At 47.9% G+C, this 24,489-nt stretch carries 17 protein-coding genes; 5 read left to right on the forward strand and 12 right to left on the reverse strand.

Going from position 1 to position 24,489, the window contains the following annotated elements:
* Positions 1–157: 157 nt before the first annotated feature.
* Entirely contained in the window at positions 158–1,261 is a 1,104-nt protein-coding gene (locus WH46_RS10210) for a DUF4179 domain-containing protein (protein WP_046226629.1), read from the forward strand.
* A 50-nt stretch (positions 1,262–1,311) separates the two neighbouring features.
* Here the strand turns inward: WH46_RS10210 and WH46_RS10215 are convergent, their stop codons facing one another.
* A complete protein-coding gene (locus WH46_RS10215) occupies positions 1,312–2,259 on the reverse strand; it encodes a diacylglycerol kinase catalytic domain-containing protein (RefSeq protein WP_046226630.1) in 948 nt (315 codons plus the stop codon).
* The gene (locus WH46_RS10220; protein ID WP_046226631.1) at positions 2,256–3,317 is read right to left on the reverse strand and encodes an SPFH domain-containing protein; all 1,062 of its coding nucleotides are present in this window, start codon (positions 3,315–3,317) and stop codon (positions 2,256–2,258) included. Before WH46_RS10220 ends, WH46_RS10215 begins: the two co-directional genes overlap by 4 nt.
* Positions 3,318–3,637: 320 nt before the next feature.
* On the opposite strand from WH46_RS10220, the gene WH46_RS10225 reads away from it, so the two are divergent.
* The 3 genes from WH46_RS10225 (at position 3,638) to WH46_RS23360 (ending at position 5,969) form a co-directional block, all read left to right on the forward strand.
* Positions 3,638–4,483 (forward strand): helix-turn-helix transcriptional regulator, encoded by an 846-nt coding sequence (locus tag WH46_RS10225; RefSeq protein ID WP_046226632.1) that lies wholly within the window; start codon positions 3,638–3,640, stop codon positions 4,481–4,483.
* A gap of 204 nt (positions 4,484–4,687) precedes the next feature.
* Positions 4,688–5,068, forward strand: coding sequence for a VOC family protein (locus WH46_RS10230; RefSeq protein ID WP_046226633.1), 381 nt, complete (start codon positions 4,688–4,690; stop codon positions 5,066–5,068).
* A 484-nt stretch (positions 5,069–5,552) separates the two neighbouring features.
* Positions 5,553–5,969 carry a flagellar protein gene (locus WH46_RS23360; protein ID WP_152425868.1) on the forward strand — a complete coding sequence of 139 codons (417 nt, stop codon included), beginning with the start codon at positions 5,553–5,555 and terminating at the stop codon, positions 5,967–5,969.
* Positions 5,970–6,229: 260 nt separating this feature from the next.
* On the opposite strand, the gene WH46_RS10240 is transcribed toward WH46_RS23360, so the two are convergent.
* The 5 genes from WH46_RS10240 to WH46_RS10260 form a co-directional block, all read right to left on the reverse strand.
* The gene (locus WH46_RS10240) at positions 6,230–7,975 is read right to left on the reverse strand and encodes an extracellular solute-binding protein (RefSeq protein WP_046226634.1); all 1,746 of its coding nucleotides are present in this window, start codon (positions 7,973–7,975) and stop codon (positions 6,230–6,232) included.
* A gap of 54 nt (positions 7,976–8,029) precedes the next feature.
* Complete coding sequence (locus WH46_RS10245; protein WP_046226635.1) at positions 8,030–8,941, reverse strand: carbohydrate ABC transporter permease; 912 nt, start codon at positions 8,939–8,941, stop codon at positions 8,030–8,032.
* A 174-nt stretch (positions 8,942–9,115) separates the two neighbouring features.
* Positions 9,116–10,054: an ABC transporter permease subunit gene (locus tag WH46_RS10250; protein ID WP_017813000.1), complete on the reverse strand. Its 939-nt coding sequence runs from the start codon at positions 10,052–10,054 to the stop codon at positions 9,116–9,118.
* A 419-nt stretch (positions 10,055–10,473) separates the two neighbouring features.
* On the reverse strand, positions 10,474–11,334 hold the full coding sequence (gene dat / locus WH46_RS10255) for a D-amino-acid transaminase (protein WP_046226636.1): 861 nt from the start codon (positions 11,332–11,334) through the stop codon (positions 10,474–10,476).
* Positions 11,335–11,549: 215 nt separating this feature from the next.
* Positions 11,550–12,311, reverse strand: coding sequence for an SDR family oxidoreductase (locus WH46_RS10260; RefSeq protein ID WP_197088279.1), 762 nt, complete (start codon positions 12,309–12,311; stop codon positions 11,550–11,552).
* A 258-nt stretch (positions 12,312–12,569) separates the two neighbouring features.
* Between WH46_RS10260 and WH46_RS10265 the strand changes: the two genes are divergently transcribed.
* A complete protein-coding gene (locus tag WH46_RS10265; protein ID WP_017812997.1) occupies positions 12,570–13,154 on the forward strand; it encodes a TetR/AcrR family transcriptional regulator in 585 nt (194 codons plus the stop codon).
* On the opposite strand, the gene WH46_RS10270 is transcribed toward WH46_RS10265, so the two are convergent.
* The 5 genes from WH46_RS10270 to WH46_RS10290 form a co-directional block, all read right to left on the reverse strand.
* Complete coding sequence (locus WH46_RS10270) at positions 13,136–15,031, reverse strand: cache domain-containing sensor histidine kinase (RefSeq protein ID WP_046226638.1); 1,896 nt, start codon at positions 15,029–15,031, stop codon at positions 13,136–13,138. The genes WH46_RS10265 and WH46_RS10270 overlap by 19 nt on opposite strands.
* On the reverse strand, positions 15,028–16,674 hold the full coding sequence (locus tag WH46_RS10275; RefSeq protein WP_046226639.1) for a response regulator transcription factor: 1,647 nt from the start codon (positions 16,672–16,674) through the stop codon (positions 15,028–15,030). The genes WH46_RS10270 and WH46_RS10275 overlap by 4 nt, the downstream gene beginning before the upstream one ends.
* Before the next feature lie 7 nt (positions 16,675–16,681).
* Positions 16,682–18,025, reverse strand: a complete 1,344-nt coding sequence (locus WH46_RS10280; protein WP_052714191.1) for a glycoside hydrolase family 140 protein — start codon at positions 18,023–18,025, stop codon at positions 16,682–16,684.
* A 168-nt stretch (positions 18,026–18,193) separates the two neighbouring features.
* The gene (locus tag WH46_RS10285) at positions 18,194–21,631 is read right to left on the reverse strand and encodes a glycosyl hydrolase (protein ID WP_046226640.1); all 3,438 of its coding nucleotides are present in this window, start codon (positions 21,629–21,631) and stop codon (positions 18,194–18,196) included.
* A gap of 54 nt (positions 21,632–21,685) precedes the next feature.
* On the reverse strand, positions 21,686–24,472 hold the full coding sequence (locus tag WH46_RS10290) for a glycoside hydrolase family 2 protein (protein WP_046226641.1): 2,787 nt from the start codon (positions 24,470–24,472) through the stop codon (positions 21,686–21,688).
* Between the last annotated feature and the right edge of the window lie 17 nt (positions 24,473–24,489).

The following is a 24,489-nucleotide window of genomic DNA, read 5'->3' on the forward strand; positions in this document are numbered from 1 at the left end:
TTTTACATAATGAACGACATGAAATTGGCATAACATTACCAGAAATAGCTGGAACTATGTATGCAGAACGAGGTAAAATTAGAATGAAATCAATAACAGACGGTTCTGCTTTATCCTGCATAGCAGACAACTACCAACGAACAGGAGGACTGTCCGCATGACCGATCATGACAAAAGAATATTGCCGGCGGAGACCGATCGCATGCCTATAACACAGCCTTCTGTTCATCCGTCGGTACCTGTATCCGACTCTATCCCTTTACAGCAGAGCAAAGCAGCTGATCCTCCTGAACGAAGAAAATGGTGGGATGCCAGACTGCTGGTCGTTATTATAGCGACGACTATTGTTATGATGATCCTGCTGATAACTACCTGGCTAAGACCGGTACCTGATCTGAATACCTATGCAGCCAGCTGGGGAGAACTGGAGCCATTCCGTGCTTATCAATCGGATGATGTGCATAATCAGAGTCTCGTCTCTGCCGTGGAGCATAACTATATTCAAATGGTAAACAAAACCGCCGAGCAGCAAGGCTACAAACTGACAGTCAATGCAGTAACTGCTGATGAGAACCGGCTAATTCTGCTGTATACCGCAGAAACGAATGACAGCCGCCAGATTCCCCGTGTAAGCAGCGTCAAACTGCTCAATATTGCTACAGGCAAGCCAGTAAATGCATCCCGTGTGCGCATGAACGGCACGAACGGTAACGAGAACCGTCAGCAGTATTTTGGTACAGCAACGATGCGTCTGGATCATCGTCAGAACTTTCCACGGGAAATCGCTGCCCAATTTCGGATCATGTCCATCACACCCGATTCGGCCTCCGAGCCGGGACGTATCCGCTATTCACCTACACTGCTCGTTCACTTCTCGCTGGCTCCCCAGTTCCGTACCCAGGAGACCGAGATTATTTATCCCAATCAGGTCATACAGTGGAACAATCATAGGGTCGTTTTATCCCGTGTAGAGCTGTCTCCGCTGGAGATGCGTGTCTGCTTTACTGCCGACAAAGATACACCTGCAGAACAGGCCAAAAGGGACGAGATATGGCTTAGTCCAAGAGGAGTCATCTCCGAAAAAGATGGCCAGTCCATTACTTTACAGCCGCTGGGCAGCCGGATCGTCAGTCACGACCCTTATACATTCGAGCATGTGTACTATAGCAATCTGCTGGATGAACCCGATTCTCTCGAAGTGGTTGTCAAGCCGCTTGGCACATCCACATATGAAGATACACAGATTGTTCGGATCAAATAAGATGATGAACAAGCCACTAACCGGCATATACAGACACAGCAAAAAGCGCATCAGATTACAAGATGCGCTTTTTGCTGTGCTACGCTGATCGTCGCTTCAATCCCCGAATTGAACTCCAGATAGTCACTCTCTACCCCATCGCTAAAAATAACTCCGTTCTCCGGCATTTGCGATACAATCTTCAGCGGCTGCTGGCCATCAATCTTTCCAAAAATCAGTTCAGCAGCTGTCGTCCGGCTCGGAAAAGGTTCGCGCACACTGTAATAGAGGTAAGGTGCATCCCAGGAAAACGAAGTAGAATCGTAACTATTCATCTGCATCTCCTGCTGACTGGCAGCTTTCATAATACCTGCTGCTCCTGCCATTACGCTTTTGAACCAGCCGGTTGAACCCATTCCCGTCGAGACGATAATGCCGCTGGATGACTGCTGCTCGCGGCGTTCACCTATAGTAATCTCATATCGTGCCGAGACATGGGTGCGCCGACCGATAAACAGATCATTAACACCAGTAAGCGATTGTCCGTCATTCAGCTCGGCTCTCGCCAGCCGTACTTTCTTGACCTGCCGCTGACGCCGAAATACCTCAGGTACGATTGTCCCCAGATCTCTGGCGGTAAAAGGCAGCAGCACACCATCCCAGCGCTGAGGGTCCGGATTCACACCGATCAGCGGCTGATCGGTCACATACTTCATCGTATTGGCGACCAGTCCGTCCTGTCCCAGTACTACCACCACATCTTCCGGTCCAAAAATAAAGCTAGGTACGTGCTCACGGTCCAGGCGCTGCACCCGGCCAAGCGGCTGCAGCTCTGCCAGTGCCGCATCCAGTGCCTGATGATATCTTCGATCTTCCTGCACATAATCGTCAAAATCCGCTCCCATCCGCTCGATATAGAACTGTGCCTGCTGAATGGTATTGTAGCGAACGATAAGCTCCTGCAGCCGGGTACGTCGCTGTACAAGAACAATCTTGTTCTCCGTCATTCGCTGATTCATCTCGTCCGACCTCCCCGTTCTGCGTTAGCATTTATAGAATGGCTGCCCGCATCACCCATCAGTCCCTGCAGCAGATCCGGTGTGATATTAAGCTGCCCAATCCGGCTGGCATTCTCTGCCAATCCCTGGAAAGCGACCGCAATCAGCTGATCCGGCTTCATGCCCATATTGGCCATCGCCTGCAGTACGCTTGGCTGTACATCTTCGAGCGACTTCATGACTGCAGACAATTCGTACGCCCGTGCATCCGCCTGAGCCTTGTCATTGGCAATACTCAGTTCGATCAGCGTCTGCTTCTGTTCTTCCAGGCCGGTATTAAACTGCAACTGCTCCTGCTCCATTTCGTTTTGCTTACTTTTTACCGACCGTTCGGCCTCCAGCTGGGTCTCGCGAATCTGACGTTTCTTGGTCTCTACAGCGATCTCTGTACTTAGTTCATTCTCCCGTACCCGACGCTCCTGCTCAATCGAGGCATTGCGCCGTTCATACAGGGCATCGTCGGCATCGCGCAGAATCTGCTCCCTCGTCCGTGCTTCCAAGGCTCGCATTGTCTCTTTGTTGGGCAAAATGGCGAGCACAGACAGGCCCATAATCTCTATCCCGAGCTTTTGCAGCTCTTCACTGGCCTGCATCTCTTTGGTAATATTCTGAACCAGATATTCACTGGACTGGATCGCTTCCCGCAGCGGCATCTGCTCGATCCGCTTTTTCATCAGGACTTTGACAATATGGATAACACGCTGGGAGAGTTTGCCCGGATCATCAGAGATATACTTGTTCTTTTTGAGATTATACGTATAGTTCAGAATCCGGGTCGTCTGCCGGTAATCCGTAATTCGGTAGGTTAACTGACCTTGTACAGTTACCATTTGATAATCATGGGTGATCTCTTCGAACATGAATGGCACATCAATCGAAGATACAGGAGCTACTACTACCGATGTTGTCGGCTCATAATAGTAAAAGGATAATCCCACGCCTTCTTTAACAATTTTGCCGTTCTTTATCTTCATCACATAGTCACTGGGCTGAAACTTCGCAAATCGTAATCCGAACATTATACATACTCCCCCTCTATTGTTATTAACATTATGATAATAAGTTGTTGGATTTAGAATAACACGAACTTTTGTTAATATCAATATGATAATAACAAAATGTTTATTTTATCAACTAATTCTCCTGGACGAAAAAGGAAGTGTTATTTAAGCAGAGGAGAGTATACTGGATGTACTGGAAAATCATTGAGCATAATGTACGTCCTAGAGAACTACGGAAAAGTTGCTTTTCTCAGGCGCTGCTGCACTTATACTGGTAACAAACAGCCCATATATGTAGGTGATATACCATTCCAATAGAGAAAGGAGCCGGATAATTGATGACTTTTTTCCAACCGCTTCAGCCTCCCGAGATCCAGCGTGCACTGCTGCATCAGGGGTATACCTATGAGGAATATCTCCCGGCTCCCATGCTGCGTCAAGTCGTCGCCTGCTATTGGTGCTCATATGCTGCTCCTGGTGCTGTTCCTCAGGAACATCGCATCATTCCCGATGGCTGTATAGATATAATCTTTGATTTGACTGCCGAACAATTGACAGGCAGTCATTGGATATCCGAACTGATGTGCAGACATGAAGTAATGCAGATTGATCACCCAATGCATTGTCTGGGCGTACGAATATACGCAGGAGAAGCTGCACGAATCTTTGGATTCCCGGCTGGTTTGCTATATGGTAACGAAGTAACAATGCAGGATTTGTATGGCTTGGCAGCGAATGATCTGATTGAATCCTTGCTCTGTGCTGATCAGATGAGCATACGCCTCTCGCTACTTGACAGTTGGCTATGCCAAAGGCTTAAACAGCAATCTATGATTCCTTCTTCCCTGTTCAGTGCGGCACTGCATTATATCCATTATCGGAATGGCAATATCACACTCCCGGGAATTGCTGCAGAACTGCATTACAGCGAACGTACCCTACGCCGGTTGTTTGATCAGGAACTGGGAATATCGCCAAAAGAAATTGCCGGTATTATTCGCTTCCAATCCCTGCTGCATAGTTGGCAACGGCAGCCCGCTTCTGCCGATACGGTAACGAGACTACGATTCAGCGATCTGGCTGCGGCTCATGGGTATTACGATCAGTCCCATCTGAATCGGGCGTTCAGCCAATATTATGGTTTGACACCCGGTCAGATCAGGCAATCGGCAGATGATTTGTAAGCTTTTTCTGCCAAAGTTGAATAATAGGGAGCGGTTCAAGTCGATTGGCTCGTAAATTCATGCTGGGAAGTAGAAAATTGACCGTTTTTTACAATCTATCAAGTGTACATACAGATAAAATAAAGGAAAGAGTGCCTGCCGCATTGCTGATACAGAGTACAGACAATGCCCGGCGCCGATTATGATTACAGAGGAGACAGGACAATGAAACTTGCGATGAAATATGTGATTTTGTATGTGAATGATTTTGAGCAATCGATGCGCTTTTACAGGGATATTCTCGGACTTCCTATCAAAATGGAAGCAGGTACGTATGTGGAGTTTGATACAGGAGCGACTACACTGTCCATCAATACGCGCGAATCTGTCAACGAGCTGCTTGATCTGGGACTAACAACAGACGTGCCTGCTGCCAGTTCATTTGAAGTCGGATTTGTCGTAGATGATGTGTCTGCCGTAATTGAAGAGCTGCGCAGTCAGCAGGTTCCTGTTATTCGTGAGCCCATGACCAAGCCATGGGGACAGACGGTCGCTTATGTGACAGATCCCGATGGACATTTTATCGAAATCTGCACCGCTATTTGATAAGCAATTGCTTAGTACAGAAATGATCCCTGTCATCTACCGATTTCCTTCTTGATTTTTGGAGACAGCAAGAAGTTCGAAGCGTACAAATACTTTTATCCAAAATCACAAAAACAGACGTACATGGCTTACTGCCGAGGTACGTCTGTTTTTTGATATGTCTTTGAAAAATCGAATCTGGAAATTAATACCTGATTCGTTTTTGCATAATTGTGTATATTAAGAATGAGATGGAAATACACTTGCTTACTTTTTTTCTGGATATTCTCGAGAATGCTCCAATGTATATATACCATTGTCATGTCAAATTGGTAAATATAGTTATATAAGTCTATGGAACTAAAATGCATGAGTCTTTACACATAATTTATGTTGCTATATCCCTACTTAGATAGTATTATAGACCTATGAACACATAGACCTACTTAACTACTAATTATCCAATTAATTTTAATATAATGACGAATAGAAAGAGGTGATCCGTATGACTTTAATGGTAGATTACTGCCCTCGTTGTGGCACGGTATATCAAAAGAACTTTCGTAAAATGTGTAACGGATGCAGTAACGAACTGGATTCGACAATGAAACGCTGTATGGATCATCTCTGGAGATACCCAAATAGCACAACCGAAGAACTCAGCCAGGCTGCTAATGTGGAGATTACAGAGCTGTATCAATTTATCAAAGAAGGCAAGTTTTCCTTTACGTATCCCAAGCTTACCTTCCCTTGTGAATGCTGCCGTCAACCGATTCGCCAGGGACGAATCTGCAACAGCTGCACTGGTTCTTTTAAAGAAGCATTTCCTGTACCTGCTGCCACAGTTCCTGCAGCACGCACTTCTGGTACACGCACCAGTCACAAAACCCTGTTCACATCCAGAGGATCAAGCCGTCGCTGATATAGATTTCGAATTATCTGCAGACTCTACAGCCAGCAGTATTTATATGACCGTTATGCTGGGAGGTTCTGCTCTGTATAATCGCTCAGCCGCTAATAACGAGCCAGCGCAATCCAAAAGACCGGTACCTTTACAGGGTACCGGTCTTTTCGTGTTTTTTAGAGATACTGTCTTTGATCAATCTGTTTTATTTGCACCCTATTTTGTATCGCATAATAAAAGTCGATATTAAGACCATCGAACTGTATTATGCTGGCTGATCACTGTTTTACACCGGCTGTTTGGAGCGCTTTGCTATATTCTGTCGTCAAGAATTGAGTAAGCTGATCTGCACCTGCTGCCTTAAACGCTGCAATAGCATCCTGCTTGTTTGCGGCAAAATCTTCATCCGACTTGGAGAGGATCATCGTTGCTGCGGTACGTGCTGCCAGTTCTTTTAACTGGGTCTCCAGCTTGAGCAGATCATCGTTCAGTACAGGCAGCACCACTGTATTCTCCTGTACAATTTCTTCGGCAGTCATATTTTGCAGTGGGGTATTCTCGTCCTGAAGCTTGCCTTCCTGCACCATTTTGGAGACGACTTCTCCCGGATAAGAAGACCCATAGTGCTTGCTAAAGTCTTTTTCCAATGCAGTGGAACTTGCTGCCATCGCTTCTTCGGTGGAGAACAGGTTAACTGGCGTCTTGGTTTTGGGATCGATCACGCTGCCACCGAGACCGATCAGATTCTGATCAAGCGCGATTCCGGTACGTTCCCATGCATCACCGCCATTGACTTTCATATCGATGGTTTTTTTGGTCAACTGGGGTTTACCTTTTTCCATTTTCCAGTGTGTACCTTCGATTCCACTGTAGAGGGTTCGGGCACCCTCGTAGGAGTGAATATAGTTCAGGAATTCCATTGCTTTTTCGGGATATTTGGAGCTTTTGGAAATGGCATAGCTTTTGTCGGCCCAGCCTACGGGACGAACTCCGCCACTCCAAGCCTGCTTGCCTACCGGCAATACCATGAATCCTTTGCCGTCCTTGGCATACTTGGCGTTATAATCACCCATTGCCCAGGTAGCCGGTCCGAGAATGAACTGCCCGGCTGTTGCCTTGGCCATATAATCATTATTTTTCATTGTCAGAGCATCCGGGTCCAGCAGACCCATCCGATAGGCTTTGTTATAAAAGTCCATCGCTACCCAGTAGTTGGAATTCTCGTCGGTCAGTACATTGATCAGACGATGCTCACCGAGCGGCTTGGCGAACAGATCCGAGCTGCCGATAGCACTCTGCTGGGTAATCCATGTAAATGGAATAATGTAAGGCCATAATCCCCAGTCCTGCCACATTGATAAACCATAGATTTTTTTGCCTTCTTCGGTGGTCGGATGCTTGGCGGAGATTTGCTGGAGTACATTCAGCAGATCATCGGTACTCTTGATAGGCGGCGTGCCTGCTTCCTTGTAATAATCCCAGCGCATAGTCGGTCCAATCGTCAGATTGGGATAGATGGGACTTGGGTCCGCCTGAATTTGTGGTGGCAGAAAATAGAGCTTTTTCTGTCCTTCGCTCCAGTTATCCCGGCTATAATCCACAACGGTCGGGATACTTTCTTGAATATCCTTGCCGTATTTGCCCAGCAGATCATCCATCGGAATAATCAGTTTGCCGTCAATTAGCTGTTTGCCGTACTGAGTCGGATCGGCACGCACGATATCCGGCAGATCGCCACCAGCGAGCAGCACATTCATTTTGTTGGCATCGGCTTCGACGTATTCAATTTTCACACCGACTTTTTTCTCGATTTCTTTGGCAATATCGCTGTCGGGATACGTATTCCAGTTTGTACCGGTCTCGTTGACAAGTACACGCAGGGTTACAATCCCGTTCTTGTCTGCTGTACCAGCCTGACTGGCATTACCAGTTGTCTTCTCTGCGCCACCTGAACAAGCTGTAAGCGTTACCATAAATGAAAGTAACAATGCTGCCGCTGCTCTGCCCTTACCTTTTCTTCTCATAACCCAACCCCCTGATATTGTTATCTTACCTGTCTGGATAAATATATGCCAGCCTCAACCTTTGACCGCACCCATCATAATACCTTTGACAAAAAAGCGCTGCAGCATTGGATAGACTACTACGATTGGCAGAGTAACCAGCATGGTGATCGTCATCTGGATTGACTGTGGTGTCATAGTCCGCACTTCCGCCGAGTTGGTCATTTCGGCAGCACTCATGCTGGAGATGCTGTTGGATTGGTTGAGGAAGTTGTACAGTACCAGCTGAAGTGTCTGCAGATTCGGATTTTCCACCAGAAAGAAATTATCAAACCAGGTATTCCATTGTCCCAAAGCAGCGAATACCGCGATCGTAGCGATAATCGGCGTAGACAAAGGGAAAATCACCCGGGTAAAGATAGTAAAATATCCTGCTCCGTCAATCTTCGCGGATTCTTCCAGCGCAGGTGGCAGTTGCTCGATAAACGTCTTGATCAGAATAATATTGAATCCGCTGAGTGCGGTAGGCAGCACATATAACAGGAAGTTATTTTGCAGACCATACGCCTTCATCGTCAAATACCATGGAATAAAACCAGCGTTAAAGTACATCGTAATCAGTACAAAACGATAGATCAGCTTGCGCAGGGGCATCTCCCGCTTGGTGATCAGATAGGCAAAAAAGGAGCAGCAGAGCACGGTTAGAATCGTACCGACAATCGTTCTTAGCACAGAAACGACTGCTGCTTCCTGCAATCCATTCAGCTGCAGAGTCGCCCGGTAGCTCTCCAAAGAGAATCCGGCAGGCCATAGAAACACACCGCTCTGTGCCTGAAATGAATCACTGATCGAATAGATGAAAATATAATAAAACGGATAAATCGTGATAATCAGCAAAATCGTCAACAGCGTATAATTGACCACACTGAAGGTCATATCCGACCAATTGATCGGTTTACGGGTACGCACCCCGGCTATCTTTTCCATACGTATTCCTTCCTTCCGGCTGTAATTCCATACCTACGGTTACCCATGGTAACAAGTATAAATATGGTATTAATAAGATGAATAATACCAGCTCAATTCATATGCATTGGCAGATTCACTATTACTTGCTCCTATCATTATGTGTTCAGAACTTTCAGCGTATCACACTTGCTGTTAGATAATACTTTCGCCTCTGACTTTTTTGGACAGGCTGTTAATCATGAACAGCAGGATAATGCTGATTACCGACTTGAACATACCAACTGCTGTTGAATATGGATAATCGTTGGTTACGAGTCCCAGGCGATATACATACAGATCCAGAACTTCAATTTTGTCGGCAACCATAATATTGTTGAACACCAGATACTGTTCAAATCCGGCGGACAACAGGTTGCTCACTGCCAGCAGCAGCAGCACGATAAAGGTAGGCATGATATTGGGTATCGTAATATGCACAATGCTGTGGAACCGACCTGCTCCATCGATCTTGGCTGCGTCGTACTGTTCGCCGTCTATGCCGACGATCGCTGCCAGATAGATAATGGCGTTCCAGCCAATCGTTTTCCAGATCAGCAGCAGGGTCTGTACGAGCCATACATGATCGGGATTGCCTAGCACATTGAGCGGTGTATCACTCAATCCCAATCGCGCAATAATCGTATTGATCGCTCCCTCCGAGCTGAACATGCTGAATGCCAATGAGAACACGATAATCCAGCTGATATAGTTGGGCAATGTGGTAGTCGTCTGAATTAGACGTTTGAAAAACCCACTCTTCACTTCCGAGATCATGATTGCCAGGACCAGCGGCAGCGGAGCCGCGAGGATCGACAGCAGACTGAGTGCCAGCGTATTGATCATGACCCGGAGCATATCCCGGTCATGGAGCATCTCCCGGAAGTGCTCTATCCCGACAAAAGCAGTCTGACTCAGTGGAATACCCGGCCGGTAATCAAAAAAGGCATATACCCAACCAAACAAAGGCACATAACTGAAAGCGATTACAAAAATAATGAACGGTAATGTCATTAACAGTAATTTGATTCCGTCTGCATGAATCTTCCGCTTTTTCGCTTGTACAACTTCTCCTTTTTTATACGTAATCTCCACAGCGGAACCTCCTCTGTTCTTCCAGTCACTGGCCTGGTTGATCATTCGTTATCATGTTCTTATCTTAATATGCAGGAAGAGTACGCTAAATGAACAATCTGTAAAAAAAGCTGAATAATCTACAGATCGTCTCTTGCTGCGACTACCAAGTTGAAGTATCTACAGATAAGGTTGAACAAAAGAAATACACTCAAGCCGAATGTACAAGCAACTATCAGGAAAACAGATATTTAACATTGAATATCAAGAATTAGAAAATAGGATACAGACAAAAAAAACGATCAGCAGTATCGCTGACCGTTTTCACTATAAATAATTAGGATTGGTTGTATGGTTTGATTATTCGCCTTACTGCACAGCAATGATCAAAATAGCAGAGACGATATCAGATCTCCCTATTCCTTATCCGTTGATTCATCTTATGAAGCTGGGCTGGCACCGGCTAACAAAGCATGTACCTGCTGCAGATAGGCTTCCTGCAGACGACGGGTAACCGGACCCGGTGTACCTGTGCCTACCGGCTGACCATCGATCGTGATGACTGGTGCTGCTTCCATCGTGGTGCTGGTAATCATTGCTTCATCAGCGACCATCAATTCCTCACGGGTGAATCTACGCTCCACATAAGGAATCTGCAATTCGGATGCGATACGTTCAATGACTTTTTTGGTAATACCACTAAGGATCAGTGGACCATCGGGATGCGTATAGATCGTGCCATCCTTGACGATCAACAGATTGGATGAGCTTCCTTCGGTAACCGTATTGTCCGCACGAATCAGGATAGCTTCAGTCGCTCCGGCTTCGGCAGCTTCCTGCTTGGCCAGTGTATTCGGCAGTAAATTCAGTGATTTAATATTGCAGCGCAGCCAGCGGATATCTTCACAGGTAATCGTAGCAATACCGTTCTCAATCGCATCGACCGGACGAGCGAGCGGCTCACAGTAACCCAGCATTACTGCTGTACTGCTGGTAGGAAAAGTATGGGCTCTTTTGGCTTCGCCGCGGGTCAACTGCAGATATAACATCCCATTCTGTTCACCAAATGTATCCAGGAGCTGATTCAGCTGGGCAGACAGCTCTTCCCGACTCCACGGAATCTGGATTTTGATCTCGGCGAGACTGTTATACAGACGATCCAGATGAGCTTCTTTTTCAAACAAATGTCCCTGGTAAATACGGAATACTTCATAGATTCCGTCCCCAAAATAATAACCACGATCATGATAGGATACATGTACATCTTCTTCATTAACAAGCTTGCCGTTCCAGAGCAGCATAAGAGAACCTCCCTTTTCCATTTCGATTACTATACAACTACCAGACAGCGAGATACAGCATATTATAAAACGTCGCTTATGCGTTCATCTTAACACGCCTGAAATGGAAGAGTAAATCCAGTCTGTATGGTATGTAAAGGGGGTTTTTGGTGCTCTTCAGGTGATGCAGCGTCCGTTCTGGTGCATTTTCTATACGTATAAGCACAGACGGATGATCAGTAGGCGCTCCAGCCACCATCGGCTACGAGTACCGTACCGTTAATAAAGCTCGCTTCATCCGAAGCAAGGAATAAAGCTGCTGCCGCGACTTCTTCGGGCTCGCCTATTTTGGGATTCAACCCCATGCCCAGCATAGCCTGCTGCTGGCCGAATGGATTCGGTGCAGTGATACTCGTATTGATGTTTGTCTTCACGGCTCCTGGAGCAATCGCATTGCAGCGAATACCAAGCGTCGCATACTGGAAGCCCACATTGCGTGTGAATCCGACAACCGCGTGCTTGGAAGCGGTATAAGCTGCGCCTGCACGGGAACCATTCAGTCCGCCGTTGGAAGCGATATTGATAATTACGCCACTGCCTTTTGCCTTGAAAATAGGCAGTACTTTGCGGGTGGCACGCATAACGCTGGTCGTATTGATATCGAAGATGCGCGACCACAATTCATCGGTCAGATCTTCTGCAGGTACAAAATTATCCATAATGCCTGCGTTATTCACCAGGATATCAACCGTTCCGTATGTGCTGATTGCCGTATCGATCATATGCTGGATATCTTCTTCCCGGGTAACATCTACCGCAAGCGCAATCGCTGTACCTCCGGCTGCTTCAATCTCGTCCACGGTTAGCTGGGCGGTATCCTGACGAAGATCGGATACGACCACTTTGGCACCTTCTTTGGCGAACAGAATTGCGGAAGCTTTACCCATTCCCGAAGCGGCACCTGTAATAACAGCTACTTTATTTTCCAGTCTCATTATATTTCCTCCTCATTTGTTATCCAATCTTATAAATGAACAAATGTTGACTAACCAACATCCTTATGAATATGATACAAACACATCTGTATCGCCTCAATCAGTAAAATGACGCTTCCCTGTTGGTTAATCAACAAAGCAGCGCCGATCTGTTTACTATGTTATGCAGCTTTCATTTCGATGCGTATTATGAATCCATATTTTCGTTATCTTCCGGCTGACTGTGTCCGGATTTTGCATATGTTGAAAGGAGCATCCCTTATGGATCGTCGTATTCGCAAAACCAAGCAGGCTTTTCACCAGGCCTTGCTGCAATTACTGGAACAGCAAGATTTTCGTGCTATTACGATTACCGATATTGTCAACGCAGCCGATGTGAACCGTGGTACCTTTTACAAACACTATATGTACAAGGAAGATCTGCTGGACGAATTGATCGAAGAGGTACTTCAGGATCTGACCGATTCCTATATGGAACCTTACGGAGGCAATAATTATCTGGATGTAAGTGAACTGGTATCTTCAGCTATTACTATTTTTGATCATGTGGCTGCACACCGCAGCTTTTACCGGCTCATTATTCATTCGCATTCCATGTCCGGCTTTCAGCAACGTATATGCAGTCAACTGCAGCGTCTCTGTCTCCAGGGAATGAATCAGGTCAGTTCTTCTCCTTATGCAGACAATAAGCAGCCCAGTTCGATCCATCCCGAACTGTTCGCCAGCTATCAGGCGTACGCGATCTGGGGATTGATTATGAACTGGGCGCAGCATGAATTTGAAGCTTCACCGGATTATATGGCCGAGCAATTGCTGTTGATCGTCAATTATTCGGCAGGACGATAGTCGTTCAAGCCGTCCTGCTGAGCAGATTCGACCATTTTGGGTAGTCGGATAGTGACTTCCGCGCCTATAGGTACCTGCGGCACGTGCAGACCATATCCCTGACCAAAATAAAGCTGAATCCGCTTGTTCACGTTGTACAATCCCACTCCTGTACCGGTATCCGATTCCGGACGATCGGGATGACTCTGATCAGGCGGCTCATAGCTCTCACCAGCAGCCAGCCGTGCATTGAGCTGCTCACGCCGCTGTGGATCAAAGCCTGCGCCCGAATCGATAACCGAGATCCAGAGATCCTGTCCATCTTCGTGTACTTCAATACTGATCTCGATTCCTTCTCCTTCTTCCCTGCCGAACTTGATCGAGTTCTCGATAACAGGCTGCAAAATAAAACGCGGGATCCGATAATTCAGCATATCCGGCTCGACATCGAATTCAAACTGGATCGTGCTATTGAAGCGAAGGTTAATGATTTTGATATAATTTTCCAAATAGTTCAGTTCATCGCGCAGTGTGCACATGCTGTCCTTGCTGGCGAAGACCGGGCGCAGGATATTGCCCAGAGCAACCACACTGTTGACGATATTGTCCGCTTTGACCATGGAGGCCATCCAGCGGATCATATTGAGCGTGTTATACAGAAAATGCGGATTAATCTGATACTGCAGCGCTTCGATCTCCAGCTTGCGCTTGTTCTCCTGAATCTCATTGTTATGGCGCAGCAGCTCAACGATACTAAGCGACATTTCGTTGAACCTGCGCATAACAGTACCGAACTCATTATTGGGAATATCGGTGAAGGTTACACCCAGATCGCCTTTGCTCACATCGCGCATCTTGTGGGCAAGCAGATGCAGTGGACGGATCATCCGGCGCAGCGAAAAATACGATACGCCAAAAATAACCAGAATGCTAAGACCGAATACCAGCAGCATAATCCGCTGTACCGAGAAGATCTGCTGGGAGAATAGCCCCAGCGGCACTTCGCGCATCATATACCAGTCGCTGTCCTGCAGTTTGTAGTAGACAATCTGAATCGGGTCTCCATTCTTGACCGCATCATAGCTGCCAAATGCAGCTGTATCATGAGCCGGAGGCAGGTAAGGACTCTGCTGACCTACACTTTCCGGGCTGCTGCCGGAGATAATCTTTCCGTCTGCATTGACGATATACATATTGCCTTCTGCCATATCCAGCGAAGCCGAATAGGTCGAAGCCAAATACTGCTCATCCATATTGAAGATCAGTGTCGCACTGGTCTGTGAATCATACAGTGCGCGCACACCCCGGATCAGGCTGATCAGCCTGCCGTCCTGCTCGCCGCTAATATACGGATTATAGTAGGATTCGGTCATTCCACCCTCTACCGTCAGATTCGGAAAAGACTGCTTGGCACGTTCATATCCCTGTGACTGGAAAAAGCTGTCTGTCCAGGCGCGATCAGAGTGTACCAGTGTCCGGGTCGCATCTCCGCCGAGTGCCCCGTTGGCGTCCGAGATAATATAGATGGAGTGAATATAGCTGTAATTGCTGATAAAGTTGGCGATCCGTCCGTAAATATCTTTTTTCAAGTCGATATTCTCCAACTGGGAACGGGTAGCGTTGCTCTGAATATAGCTCTGCACATCGTTATCCAGCAGGAACAGCTTGGATAACCGATCTACATCACTGATCAAGTTGTGTATATTATGATCGATCTGCTGGAACTGCTGATACAGCAGTTTTTCATTCTGTTCCTTGATCAGCCCGAGCATAAAAGTATAGAGCAGATAGGTAGCGAGGGAAAATACAATAATGCTGACCGCCATAAAAAAGACGATCAGCTGGGTACCCAGATGCTGAATTTTGCCGGTCTTGCCGGAACGACGCCATCCTCTCATAGGCTCTGATTCGCTCCTGCCCCGCCGCCCGTGCCTGCACTGCTGAGCCACTGTCTGCGGTATTCATTCGGATTTAGGCCGGTGACCTTTTTGAATACTTTGCTGAAATACGTATACTCCGGAGAGAATCCCACCTGTACAGCGATATCATATGATTTGAGATTGGTACCGATCAGCAGCTCTTTGGCCCGTTCGATCCGGTACCGGTTCAGATAATCGATAAACGTAATCTGCAGCTCTTTTTTGAACAGATTGCTCAAATACCCAAAGCTCAGGTTCACATGATCAGCGACCTGCTGAAGGCTGATATTCTGGGCGTAATTCTGCTTGATATACTGAAGTGCTCTGGCAATCTCATTACTCATATACAGCAGGTTCCGTGAATACTCCACTACTTCGGACAGATATTCCATTACCTGATCCAGCATCTCGGGCAAGGTATCACACTGCTCCAACTGATCGGTAATATTGAACAACAGCGTCTTCTCATTCTGATGGTGATCATACAGACTGGTACTAACCCACTGTATAAACTGGAACAACAGATGCTGGATCGATTTGCGATCATCCTGCAGGTGGCTGCGCAGAATGCGAATATAATCTTCATACCGTTCCTGACGCAGAGGGGACAGCAATTCACGTACAGGCGCATACTGCCGGATCTGCTCCAGCTGATTCTCTATAGGCATTAGATCAATCTGTTCACCGCGTACATGATGAAGTCCGGTACCTGTCCAGAATTTATGACTCAGCACCTGGCAGGACTCATGATACAGTCCTGGCAGACTTTTGTATGCGTTACCCATTTGGCTAATGCCAACAGATACCGAGCTGCTGAAGTAGGTACGAATTACTTCCTGTACCCGCTGAAGAATATGGGAAGTCTGCTGGCGGATCGCCTGTTCGGATAATACATCCTCAAAGCTCAGCAGCAGCAAATAATGAGTCTCATCTACATAGAAGCCCTCGCCCCGTTTCACAGACGATGTGATTTCATTCAGTATATTAAGCAGGGTCATTTTGATTAGATGTCCATGTTCGTCCTTGAACTTCTGCTTGAGATGAGAGTAGTTATCGACCTCAATTGTACAGGCAACGATTCTTACCGGTGACAGCTGCATCTCACTCTGTACAACAAACCGTTCCCATTCCTCGGATGAATAAATGCCATACAACAGAAAATCCTTGAGAAATTTCTCCTTGATCAGTTCCAGATTGGCAGGCAGCAGCGATCCATTGGTACGCTCACTTGTCGCTAGCTGCTGTTCGTTCCATTCATGCTGAATACCGGATAGTACACTCTCAATCTCTTCTTCGGTCATCGTCAGTTTGAGAATATAACCGGATACACCCAGCGACATCGCCCTGCGGGCCAGGTCGAATTCTTCCAGACAGGACAGGACGACAATACGGGTCTGCTTATCCTCCTCCCTGATTCGGGCAATCAGTTCCATGCCGTCCATACGGGGCATGCGTATATCAGTGATAATTAGGTCCGGCTTGTCCTGCATGTAAGTCTCCCATGCGCTCTGTCCATCCGGCAGATCGGCAATTACTTTCATATTAAATTTGTTCCAGTCGACCGAATTTTTGAGTCCGATTCGTACCAGCATCTCATCCTCTACTATCATCACCGTATACATCCATATGTCACTCCTTGATTCCCGAGTATAGACACAATACCCAGTCATTGCCCCTGCCGCTGGAAGGGGCAGTAAATAGCCGGGTATCGATATTCTCTACCTGCTCTGCACCCTGATGCTGTCCGGTACGCGGACAATACCAGCTGACAGTCAGATTGGAGTATGGAAGCGCTCCCAATCTAACTTTAACATACAGACCCTGAGGACAGTAGATGAATATGTAATTATCCCCTTTAATTGCCATCGGTGTATTGGCTCCCGATAGAGATTCTTCCAGAAGATGCCCGGCAGGATGCGCAGTTAGAAGGTTTACACTTGTCATCAGCTGATGAAGATACTTCATTTGCCCGGCTCCTGGACGCTGCAGGGCATCCTGCCATGACATTATAAAGAAAGCACCCTGCTGCTCCATATCAACAGAGCTGTACATTCCATCCGCCATAGCCCAGACCGAATGATGACCATAGGTATGACCTGCTGCGCCGCTGAATACGGCATAATAGGCAGCCTGCCTTACATCAGCTTCGTCAAAGTAACCATTGTCAGGGTTGAAATCGATCGGAATATCTTCGTAATATGGCTCGGCATCCAGTGTAGGTTTGACGGGATCAAGATGATAATCTGCCTGGATCAGGCGATAGTTATTACGTACTCCGGCACTATGACTGGATTGAACCATATTAAAATCCAGCCATGACTCCTCATGCACATACAGCGATGACGATACACCGCCCTTGGGATGAAAGGTCATCAGATGCCCATCCTGATCCCCTTCCCTGATACCAAGTGCCATCTGCCGGATCATCTCAAAATGACGGCGAGTCTGCAGCGGACGATCTCCTCCCAGCACCCAGATCAACGAGGGAACATCACGGTAACGTTCACCCAGCCATTTGCCATATACAAATGCATTATCCGGTGTGAAAATCTCCGGCCCCTTGCCCCACATTTGATAGAACTTGTCTCCCCATGTTGGCAGCAAGGCCGTATACATCCCCATTGAAGCAGCCATCCGGATCATCTCATCGACATGATGCCAGTAAGAATACTCTCCATCCAGATCCGGCTGCAGCGGGTCGGGGAGACCTGAGGAATCCTTTTGCAAAGGTACACGACCATAGGCATTGGGTGTATGCAGGCCATCCAGCTCAGCCAGTGCAACAGTCTGGATCACATTGAATCCCTGTTTGGCACGGGTATACAGGTAGTGCTGCATCTCCTCCCGATCCAGTCGGTGCAGCAGCTCCCAGGCTGTATCCGCCAGCCAGAAAAAAGGCACCCCTTCCTCGGTAATCAAAAATCGCTGATTGGTACTGATCTGCAGACGAGGCAGAGATGGATAGGAGGTCACTGGGAATCATCCTTTCGGGATTGGAATGGAAAGCTTCTCTGCATAGCGAACGGTATGGTCGATACTTGCAGCTTCATGAAGATTATTTCTGGCGTTTTGTCATTTCATAATTGTCATTGTTTCCGGTTGTCAGGAACCGTATAAGGTTCCATATCCAGCCTATTTGTGCTACGTATACAGGATGACCTCTACATGACCTTTGAGTCCAAAAGGAGTCAGACAGTAACGATCGGTATAGATATGTTCTTCCGGATGATCTCCATCTGTCCAGCTCGGCTTATCCTTGAAGCTGTCCGGGCCTACCATGGTCAGTTCGCCGCGTACATGATGATGGGGCCCAAGCAGATTACGACAGCTGGACATGAGCTCAATCATCAGTTCATTATCGCCAGTCCGGATATAGTCGGTAATCTCTATTGCATAAGGAGCCCACATAAAAGTATGCACTTCCTGCCCATTCAGCCACAGCCGGGACAGCACGGCATCCGGTCGTTCAAAGCGCATCCAGACCTGCTGCCCGGAATCCAGCTCCGTTACAATCAGCTGCTGACGCAGCTGGACATTACCTGCATAAAAGTTCAACCCCTGGGTCGTCAGGTCTCCACTCTGTACTGTATGCACAGGCTCCTGTAATCGGAAATGCCCATCGGTATAAATCTCGCCATCATCCGATAGTATATATCCGGTACCACTATGCACATGAAAGTCGCCGAGCAGATAGATGCTCTCGATCTCGGTATCATAGAACAGCTTGTTACTCTCGGATTCAAATACCTGTGCTCGTGCTACCGCCGCGTAGGTCTCGGCGGAATTGGCAAAATGCCGTGCCAGTACAATCCGGTTATGTCCCGCTGTCAGATAGCCGGTAATATCCAGTTTGCGAAATGCGATATCCCTCCACCAGCCAAGCTCTCGCTGGTCTAGTATACGGTCATTAATACTGATTCTGTACTGATCGGGCTGCTCAATGATCAGATACATGTCCCGATTTAGGTAATCTCCCGGCTGTGCCTCTACTGTAAATTCCATTTCGATCTCTACCGGATGACCCAGGCGTACCAACTGATCCTGCAGGAAAATGACCGGCTGTACTTCCGACCAGTTACTTCCCTCGATACGCAGTCGGCAAGTATCCAGGGTCAGACTGTTCAGATCACTCTGAATCAGCTGCCATTGATCAGCTGTACGCAGGACCGAAGCAACCGATAAATCAGCTGGCTTGTCTGTTCGAGTAGAGTCAGATAATAGCGCAGGATGTTCCGTACCCTCCGTATGTCCTGCATAGTGACGCAGCATATACGACTGCGCAGGGGCAAAGGAAAGTCTGACGACGATACTTTCACCAGATCGGAATGTTTCCTCCTCGTTAGTTTGGACGGATTGATATGCGAAATGATCAGCAAGCGGTGTAATCTGTCCATTTTCCAGATTGATCTGCTGCCAATCACCTGACCCGGATAATATGATCTCGGTATTATAACTACCCGTGCGGTCTGTATTGACCAGATAATACAGCGTATATTCGCCCAGTGTACTCACCTGGCTTCGTATCGGTATCTCCTCTGGCTCAACCGGGACAAGAGACGGTTGCAGGCGAGCTGAGGAATGATCCGAAGCAGGGACAAGATCCCGAATAATGATGTCTGGCTGGAGATGCTGATCAAGGTAAGTGATAAGAGACTCGCGGTTCAGTGGCAGACAGGAAATACTGGATTCCAGTTCAGCCAATCGCCCATCATGCTGTCCATTGACCATAGTTGGGAATGTACCCAGAGCAATCACCTGTCCTCCCTGGTTGATCCATTCCTGCAGCAATTCCAGTGTATATGCTGCGATAGTGATCATCGGCGGCAGAATAACGAACCGGTACGCCGCCTGGCCAATAACGAACTGTTCACCCTGTATTTGCCCATGATCGGCAATGATGCTCTCCGAACCATAATCATGACTGTACTGCATAGCGCCCAGCCATTCACTAATCTGTACAAAATCCTGGTGAATCTGCTCGCCCTCTTCACTCGTGTGATTATTATAGGCAATCCAGGAAGAACGAATCGGGTGCAGCAGCAAGATATCCGCATGCTGCCGGCTCTCTGATAAGAGCATCGATAATCGTCCAAAATAATCATTGAACCGGCTATATTCCTCCCACCACGGCTGCTGATAATAAAGAGATGGCGGATAATCGCGCTTGCGAATACCCCGTAGACTATATCCTTCCAGATGCTGACACATCAGGTTAATCCCATGCACATACTGCCATTCGGCAATCCACTTCAGATCGGCAAAGGATACATTCCAACCGCTGCAGCCAAATGTCTCGGACAAGACAAACTTCTGTCCCAGCTGCCGTGCTACCGAACTGGCCTGCTTCGGTGTCAGCGGATCGCTAATAAACCGCCCGAGCCAGTCTATTCCCGGTGTCTGCATGAACGCATAGGAAGCCATGGCATCCCCTACTGATCCGGTCTGTGCAGTCAGATGATCTTCACACACAACATGTCCAGTTAGCCGCAGCTGATGTTCTTCGCACCAGTCGCCAATCTGCTTCATAAAGGACTGCGAGAACAGACGGGTAACCAACTCCCAGAAATGGTACCGCGCCGATTCATAGCCCTCCTTTTCCAGAAATAATAATGGCAGGATCTCCAGCAATTCCTCGCCATAGGTCTCACGAAACTGTTCTTCCAGGGTAAAAGACCATGGTATCTGATTGCGTCCGTACTGCGGTTCATCGGTAAATATACCGTACACCGACTGACCAAAATGCGCTGCGAACCGGTCAGCATATTTCTCGTAGGTGGATTCAATAAATGCTCCCACAACATGGGCATTCAGCGTATCAATATAATACGGATTCACTTCATAATATAATCTCAGCTCAGCCCGATTCTGCTGCTCATGTGAGATCTGTCTATAACGTCCATCCTCATATCTATACCAGGCAATAGTGCGACCATCATCCTCTGCTGCTGCCGACTGCTGCTGATTCTCGTTATCCAACTTGTTATGCCCTTCACTCTCCGTGTCAGCTGCTTGATGTGCAGCTGTAGCAGTCTGTTGATCAAGGGAATGTGCTGATGTATGATCAACTTTTTCCATTCGAAGCCATTTTTGCTGATAATCCAGCCCCAGCTCGGGAACGACTCCATCGGCAAAACCGCTCGGCCACCCATTTTCGTCATAACACCAGACTTGCATTCCCAGCTGCTGTCCTTCCTCGATGCCAGCGGCAATACACTCCATCCATTCCTCGCCCATATAAGGTGTCTCGAGTCCGGCACGGGCATGCATGATGAATCCACCCAGTCCTGCCTGCTTCATCTCGCGTACCTGTCTGCGAATCTCCTGCGGATCGAGCCGATCATTCCACGACCAGAATGGAATAGCCCGGTAGACAGCAGGCGGATCAACCAGATGACTGAAGATTGATTCGGTTGATGGTTCGGCATGTTGATCAGAATGAGAACTGTTCGGATTCTGCTCAGTCGCAGCGAAGTATGAAGACGATAAAGACTGCGGAACAGACTGATTTAACATCTTGGGATCAGTATTTTTGTTGTAGCCAGAAGTGCCGTTTGCAGATCGTTGTCCGGATCTGTGCATGAATATATCCGCCTTTCCTGTATGAGTTCATTGGCATATTGGCTGATCGACTAATCATGAACGGCTGTTCCATGCGCGTACCGCTATATTTTGGATACTGCTGACCTGCAGTGTACGACTCTCACCGCTGTCCAGCCAGATAAAATTATCCTCTGCCAGGAACGGAGGTTCATCGTGATACTCTGCCTCTCCCGGAAGCAACTGATAATCTACAGTCTGATACAATTCTACAGCTACAGCCGGGCAATTCCCCCGATTAGTAACAGTCACCTGATACGGATATTGACTCCGACTCTCCACTTTACCATGTTGCTTGTTGGAATCAGCTGCCTGTTCCATTCCGTTCTGCTGCTTATGCTGTTCTGCTTCTACTTGCTGCTCTATCTTCTCCTTATCCTGATCCGGTTGAATATGGAGATCCAGCTCTGTATCCGGCAGATTCATCAGCACACCCTGTCTTGCATCAAAATTTATCCAGTAAAAGGTACGGTTCAGCACATTGCCTGCCTGTATCAGCTCGGATACGACCAGCAGTGGAGCCGCTTCCAGTGAACACGCCGGAATATCCACTTGTCCCAGTTGGCGTACCTGCCCACTACTGCCACTATCCTGCCAAGACTCTGACAACATCACTTGCAGATTCGCATCATATACCCGTACCCCTGCTGTCCATTCTCCGGTTAACTGCTTCCGGTCATCCAGCAGATATACGGGCAGCGACTGCTGATGCTCCGGACTATTCAGCTTGTCGAACACAATAGAGACCATCAGCGGTGCATACGCGTCTGCGGTAAAATAATGGGACATCTTGGGCGCACCATACCAGTCGATCGTTGCCCAGGAGACACCGGGATACACGTCATTTAATTTGTACGTCACCACGCCAATCTGCTCCGGCCAGTGGCAGCGCGCCCGCTCCATCTTGTGCCGCAGTGAGACCACCTGCGCCATCTGGGTACCGGTAACAAAGTTCTCCAGTGAATCACAGGGAACAAACGAATCGGCAAACTCGGACAGAATGCGCATCTCGTCCCGGGTATCAAATGCCGGCAGATGATGATAAAAGCTTTTGCCCGGTTCTGGCGGCCATACCGTGCGCTCGGCTTCCGGCAAATACCGTTTTACCGATTCCATATTCGGAGACGAAGCAAGTCCAAATTCACTCAGCATCCTATCGTCCAGCCCTGCATAATAGTCGAAGCTGTACGCCGGTGTCCAGCCATTCCAGACGATATGATCATGCGTACTGCCGCCCAGCGGATCAGTACGATGAAATGGGCGTGTCCCATCCAGCTCGATACTGTAGCGCCCCATCATCTGCATGGACTCATGATCCAGCTCACTGCTTGTCTCATTGCCTCCACCCCACATAATCAGTGATGGGTGATTGCGTAGACGCAGTGTATTGATGATTACGGTCTCTTCCAGTGCATCATATGGCTGATTGGCATGACTGCCCCAGCAAGTCGGCCATTCCTGCATAATCAGAATACCGAGACGATCACAGAGATCATAGAAATCATCCGTCTCCGGCATCCCCCCTCCCCAGGCACGCATAAAGTTCACATGCTGCTGTGCCGTCAGAGCAAGGAAATGCTCATACTTCTCCCGGCGGAAATCCATCAGCGCATCCATGGTGCACCAACCGGTTCCCTTGGCAAAAAAGGGCTGTCCGTTTACTGTGAATGTCCAGTTATACATCTCCGGCTGCTGACCCTGTGGCAGCGGGTCCATCCGGATATCACGAATGCCAAAAGTCAGTTCCTTGCTATCGGCTAATACGGTGGAAATATCCATAGGATCTATATCCGCTTGTGCCGCTGTCTGCTGCTTGGTATTGTCCGGAATGTATAGCAACTTCAACCGGTACAGATGCTGTTCACCCATATCAATCGGCCACCACAACTGATGGTCCGGTATTTGCAACTGCAGATGCAGGCTCCCTTCGTCAGTAGCTACGTTCTCTGCATCAATGACATGGCTAAAGGATACTGCTGTACCTGCAAAATTATCCGGTTCGATCACGCCATGGAGCGTACCTGCCCAGTACGCTGATGAGCTGCTCAGGGTCATCGACAGATCAAGCCTTCCTGCTATGGCATTGTCTTCATTCAAGGCCGCAATATAGGGATTGTCTATAGATACAGTCGGTTCACCTTCAATCTGTACACTCTGCCAGATACCCACTGCCGGCAAATTGACATAATGCCAGCCGTAATTGCAGTTGAATACGACAGTAGAATGCCATATATTCCATTCATTGCCGAGTGGTGCCGGATGGACTTTGACGATTAATGTATTTTCCTTCTGAACGATGGCACTTATATCGTAAGCAGGTCCTCCGAATGCGCCATTATGATAACCGAGCGAATGGCCATTCAGCCACACTTCACAAGCTGGGGATACGCCGGCAAAATTCAGCTTTGGTTGCTGCCATTTCCGATTCGGATCCAGAGTGAAGCTGCACCGATGCCACCAAGTCTTATGACTGTATACCTTGGCGGTATCTGCATTCTCGCCAAAAGCTGGATCACCAATGATTCCGGCCTCCACCAGCGCTTGATGAATACTGCCCGGTACCTGTACGGGAATCACATTCCCCCAATCTTCCTGCAAGCGCATCTCGTCTGTTCCACCTTCTACCATTTCCCATATTCCATCCAGCAGCATCTGCGGTGCAGTCTGTAGCGAACCGGTTAACTGTTGCCAGTAATCAGTGCTATCCTGTGTATTCAAAGGGCGTGCTTCCAGCTGCTGGACCGGGTGATCCCATGGTGTATATCGCGCCTCAAAACTTTGCCGATCCAATAGATCCTTGCTGAGTAGCTGCCTGGTATTCATGATGATCCTCTCCTTCT

The organism is Paenibacillus dauci, assembly GCF_000971985.1.
Lineage (GTDB): Bacteria > Bacillota > Bacilli > Paenibacillales > Paenibacillaceae > Saccharibacillus > Saccharibacillus dauci.

Bases quoted from the DNA above. Each gene is read 5' to 3' on its own strand.
- WH46_RS10210 (WP_046226629.1), top strand. From the start codon at position 158: ATGACCGATCATGACAAAAGAATATTGCCGGCGGAGACCGATCGCATG.
- WH46_RS10215 (WP_046226630.1), bottom strand. From the start codon at position 2,259: ATGAATCAGCGAATGACGGAGAACAAGATTGTTCTTGTACAGCGACGT.
- WH46_RS10220 (WP_046226631.1), bottom strand. From the start codon at position 3,317: ATGTTCGGATTACGATTTGCGAAGTTTCAGCCCAGTGACTATGTGATG.
- WH46_RS10225 (WP_046226632.1), top strand. From the start codon at position 3,638: ATGACTTTTTTCCAACCGCTTCAGCCTCCCGAGATCCAGCGTGCACTG.
- WH46_RS10230 (WP_046226633.1), top strand. From the start codon at position 4,688: ATGAAACTTGCGATGAAATATGTGATTTTGTATGTGAATGATTTTGAG.
- WH46_RS23360 (WP_152425868.1), top strand. From the start codon at position 5,553: ATGACTTTAATGGTAGATTACTGCCCTCGTTGTGGCACGGTATATCAA.
- WH46_RS10240 (WP_046226634.1), bottom strand. From the start codon at position 7,975: ATGAGAAGAAAAGGTAAGGGCAGAGCAGCGGCAGCATTGTTACTTTCA.
- WH46_RS10245 (WP_046226635.1), bottom strand. From the start codon at position 8,941: ATGGAAAAGATAGCCGGGGTGCGTACCCGTAAACCGATCAATTGGTCG.
- dat (WP_046226636.1), bottom strand. From the start codon at position 11,334: ATGCTGCTCTGGAACGGCAAGCTTGTTAATGAAGAAGATGTACATGTA.
- WH46_RS10265 (WP_017812997.1), top strand. From the start codon at position 12,570: ATGGATCGTCGTATTCGCAAAACCAAGCAGGCTTTTCACCAGGCCTTG.
- WH46_RS10270 (WP_046226638.1), bottom strand. From the start codon at position 15,031: ATGAGAGGATGGCGTCGTTCCGGCAAGACCGGCAAAATTCAGCATCTG.
- WH46_RS10275 (WP_046226639.1), bottom strand. From the start codon at position 16,674: ATGTATACGGTGATGATAGTAGAGGATGAGATGCTGGTACGAATCGGA.
- WH46_RS10285 (WP_046226640.1), bottom strand. From the start codon at position 21,631: ATGCACAGATCCGGACAACGATCTGCAAACGGCACTTCTGGCTACAAC.
- WH46_RS10290 (WP_046226641.1), bottom strand. From the start codon at position 24,472: ATGAATACCAGGCAGCTACTCAGCAAGGATCTATTGGATCGGCAAAGT.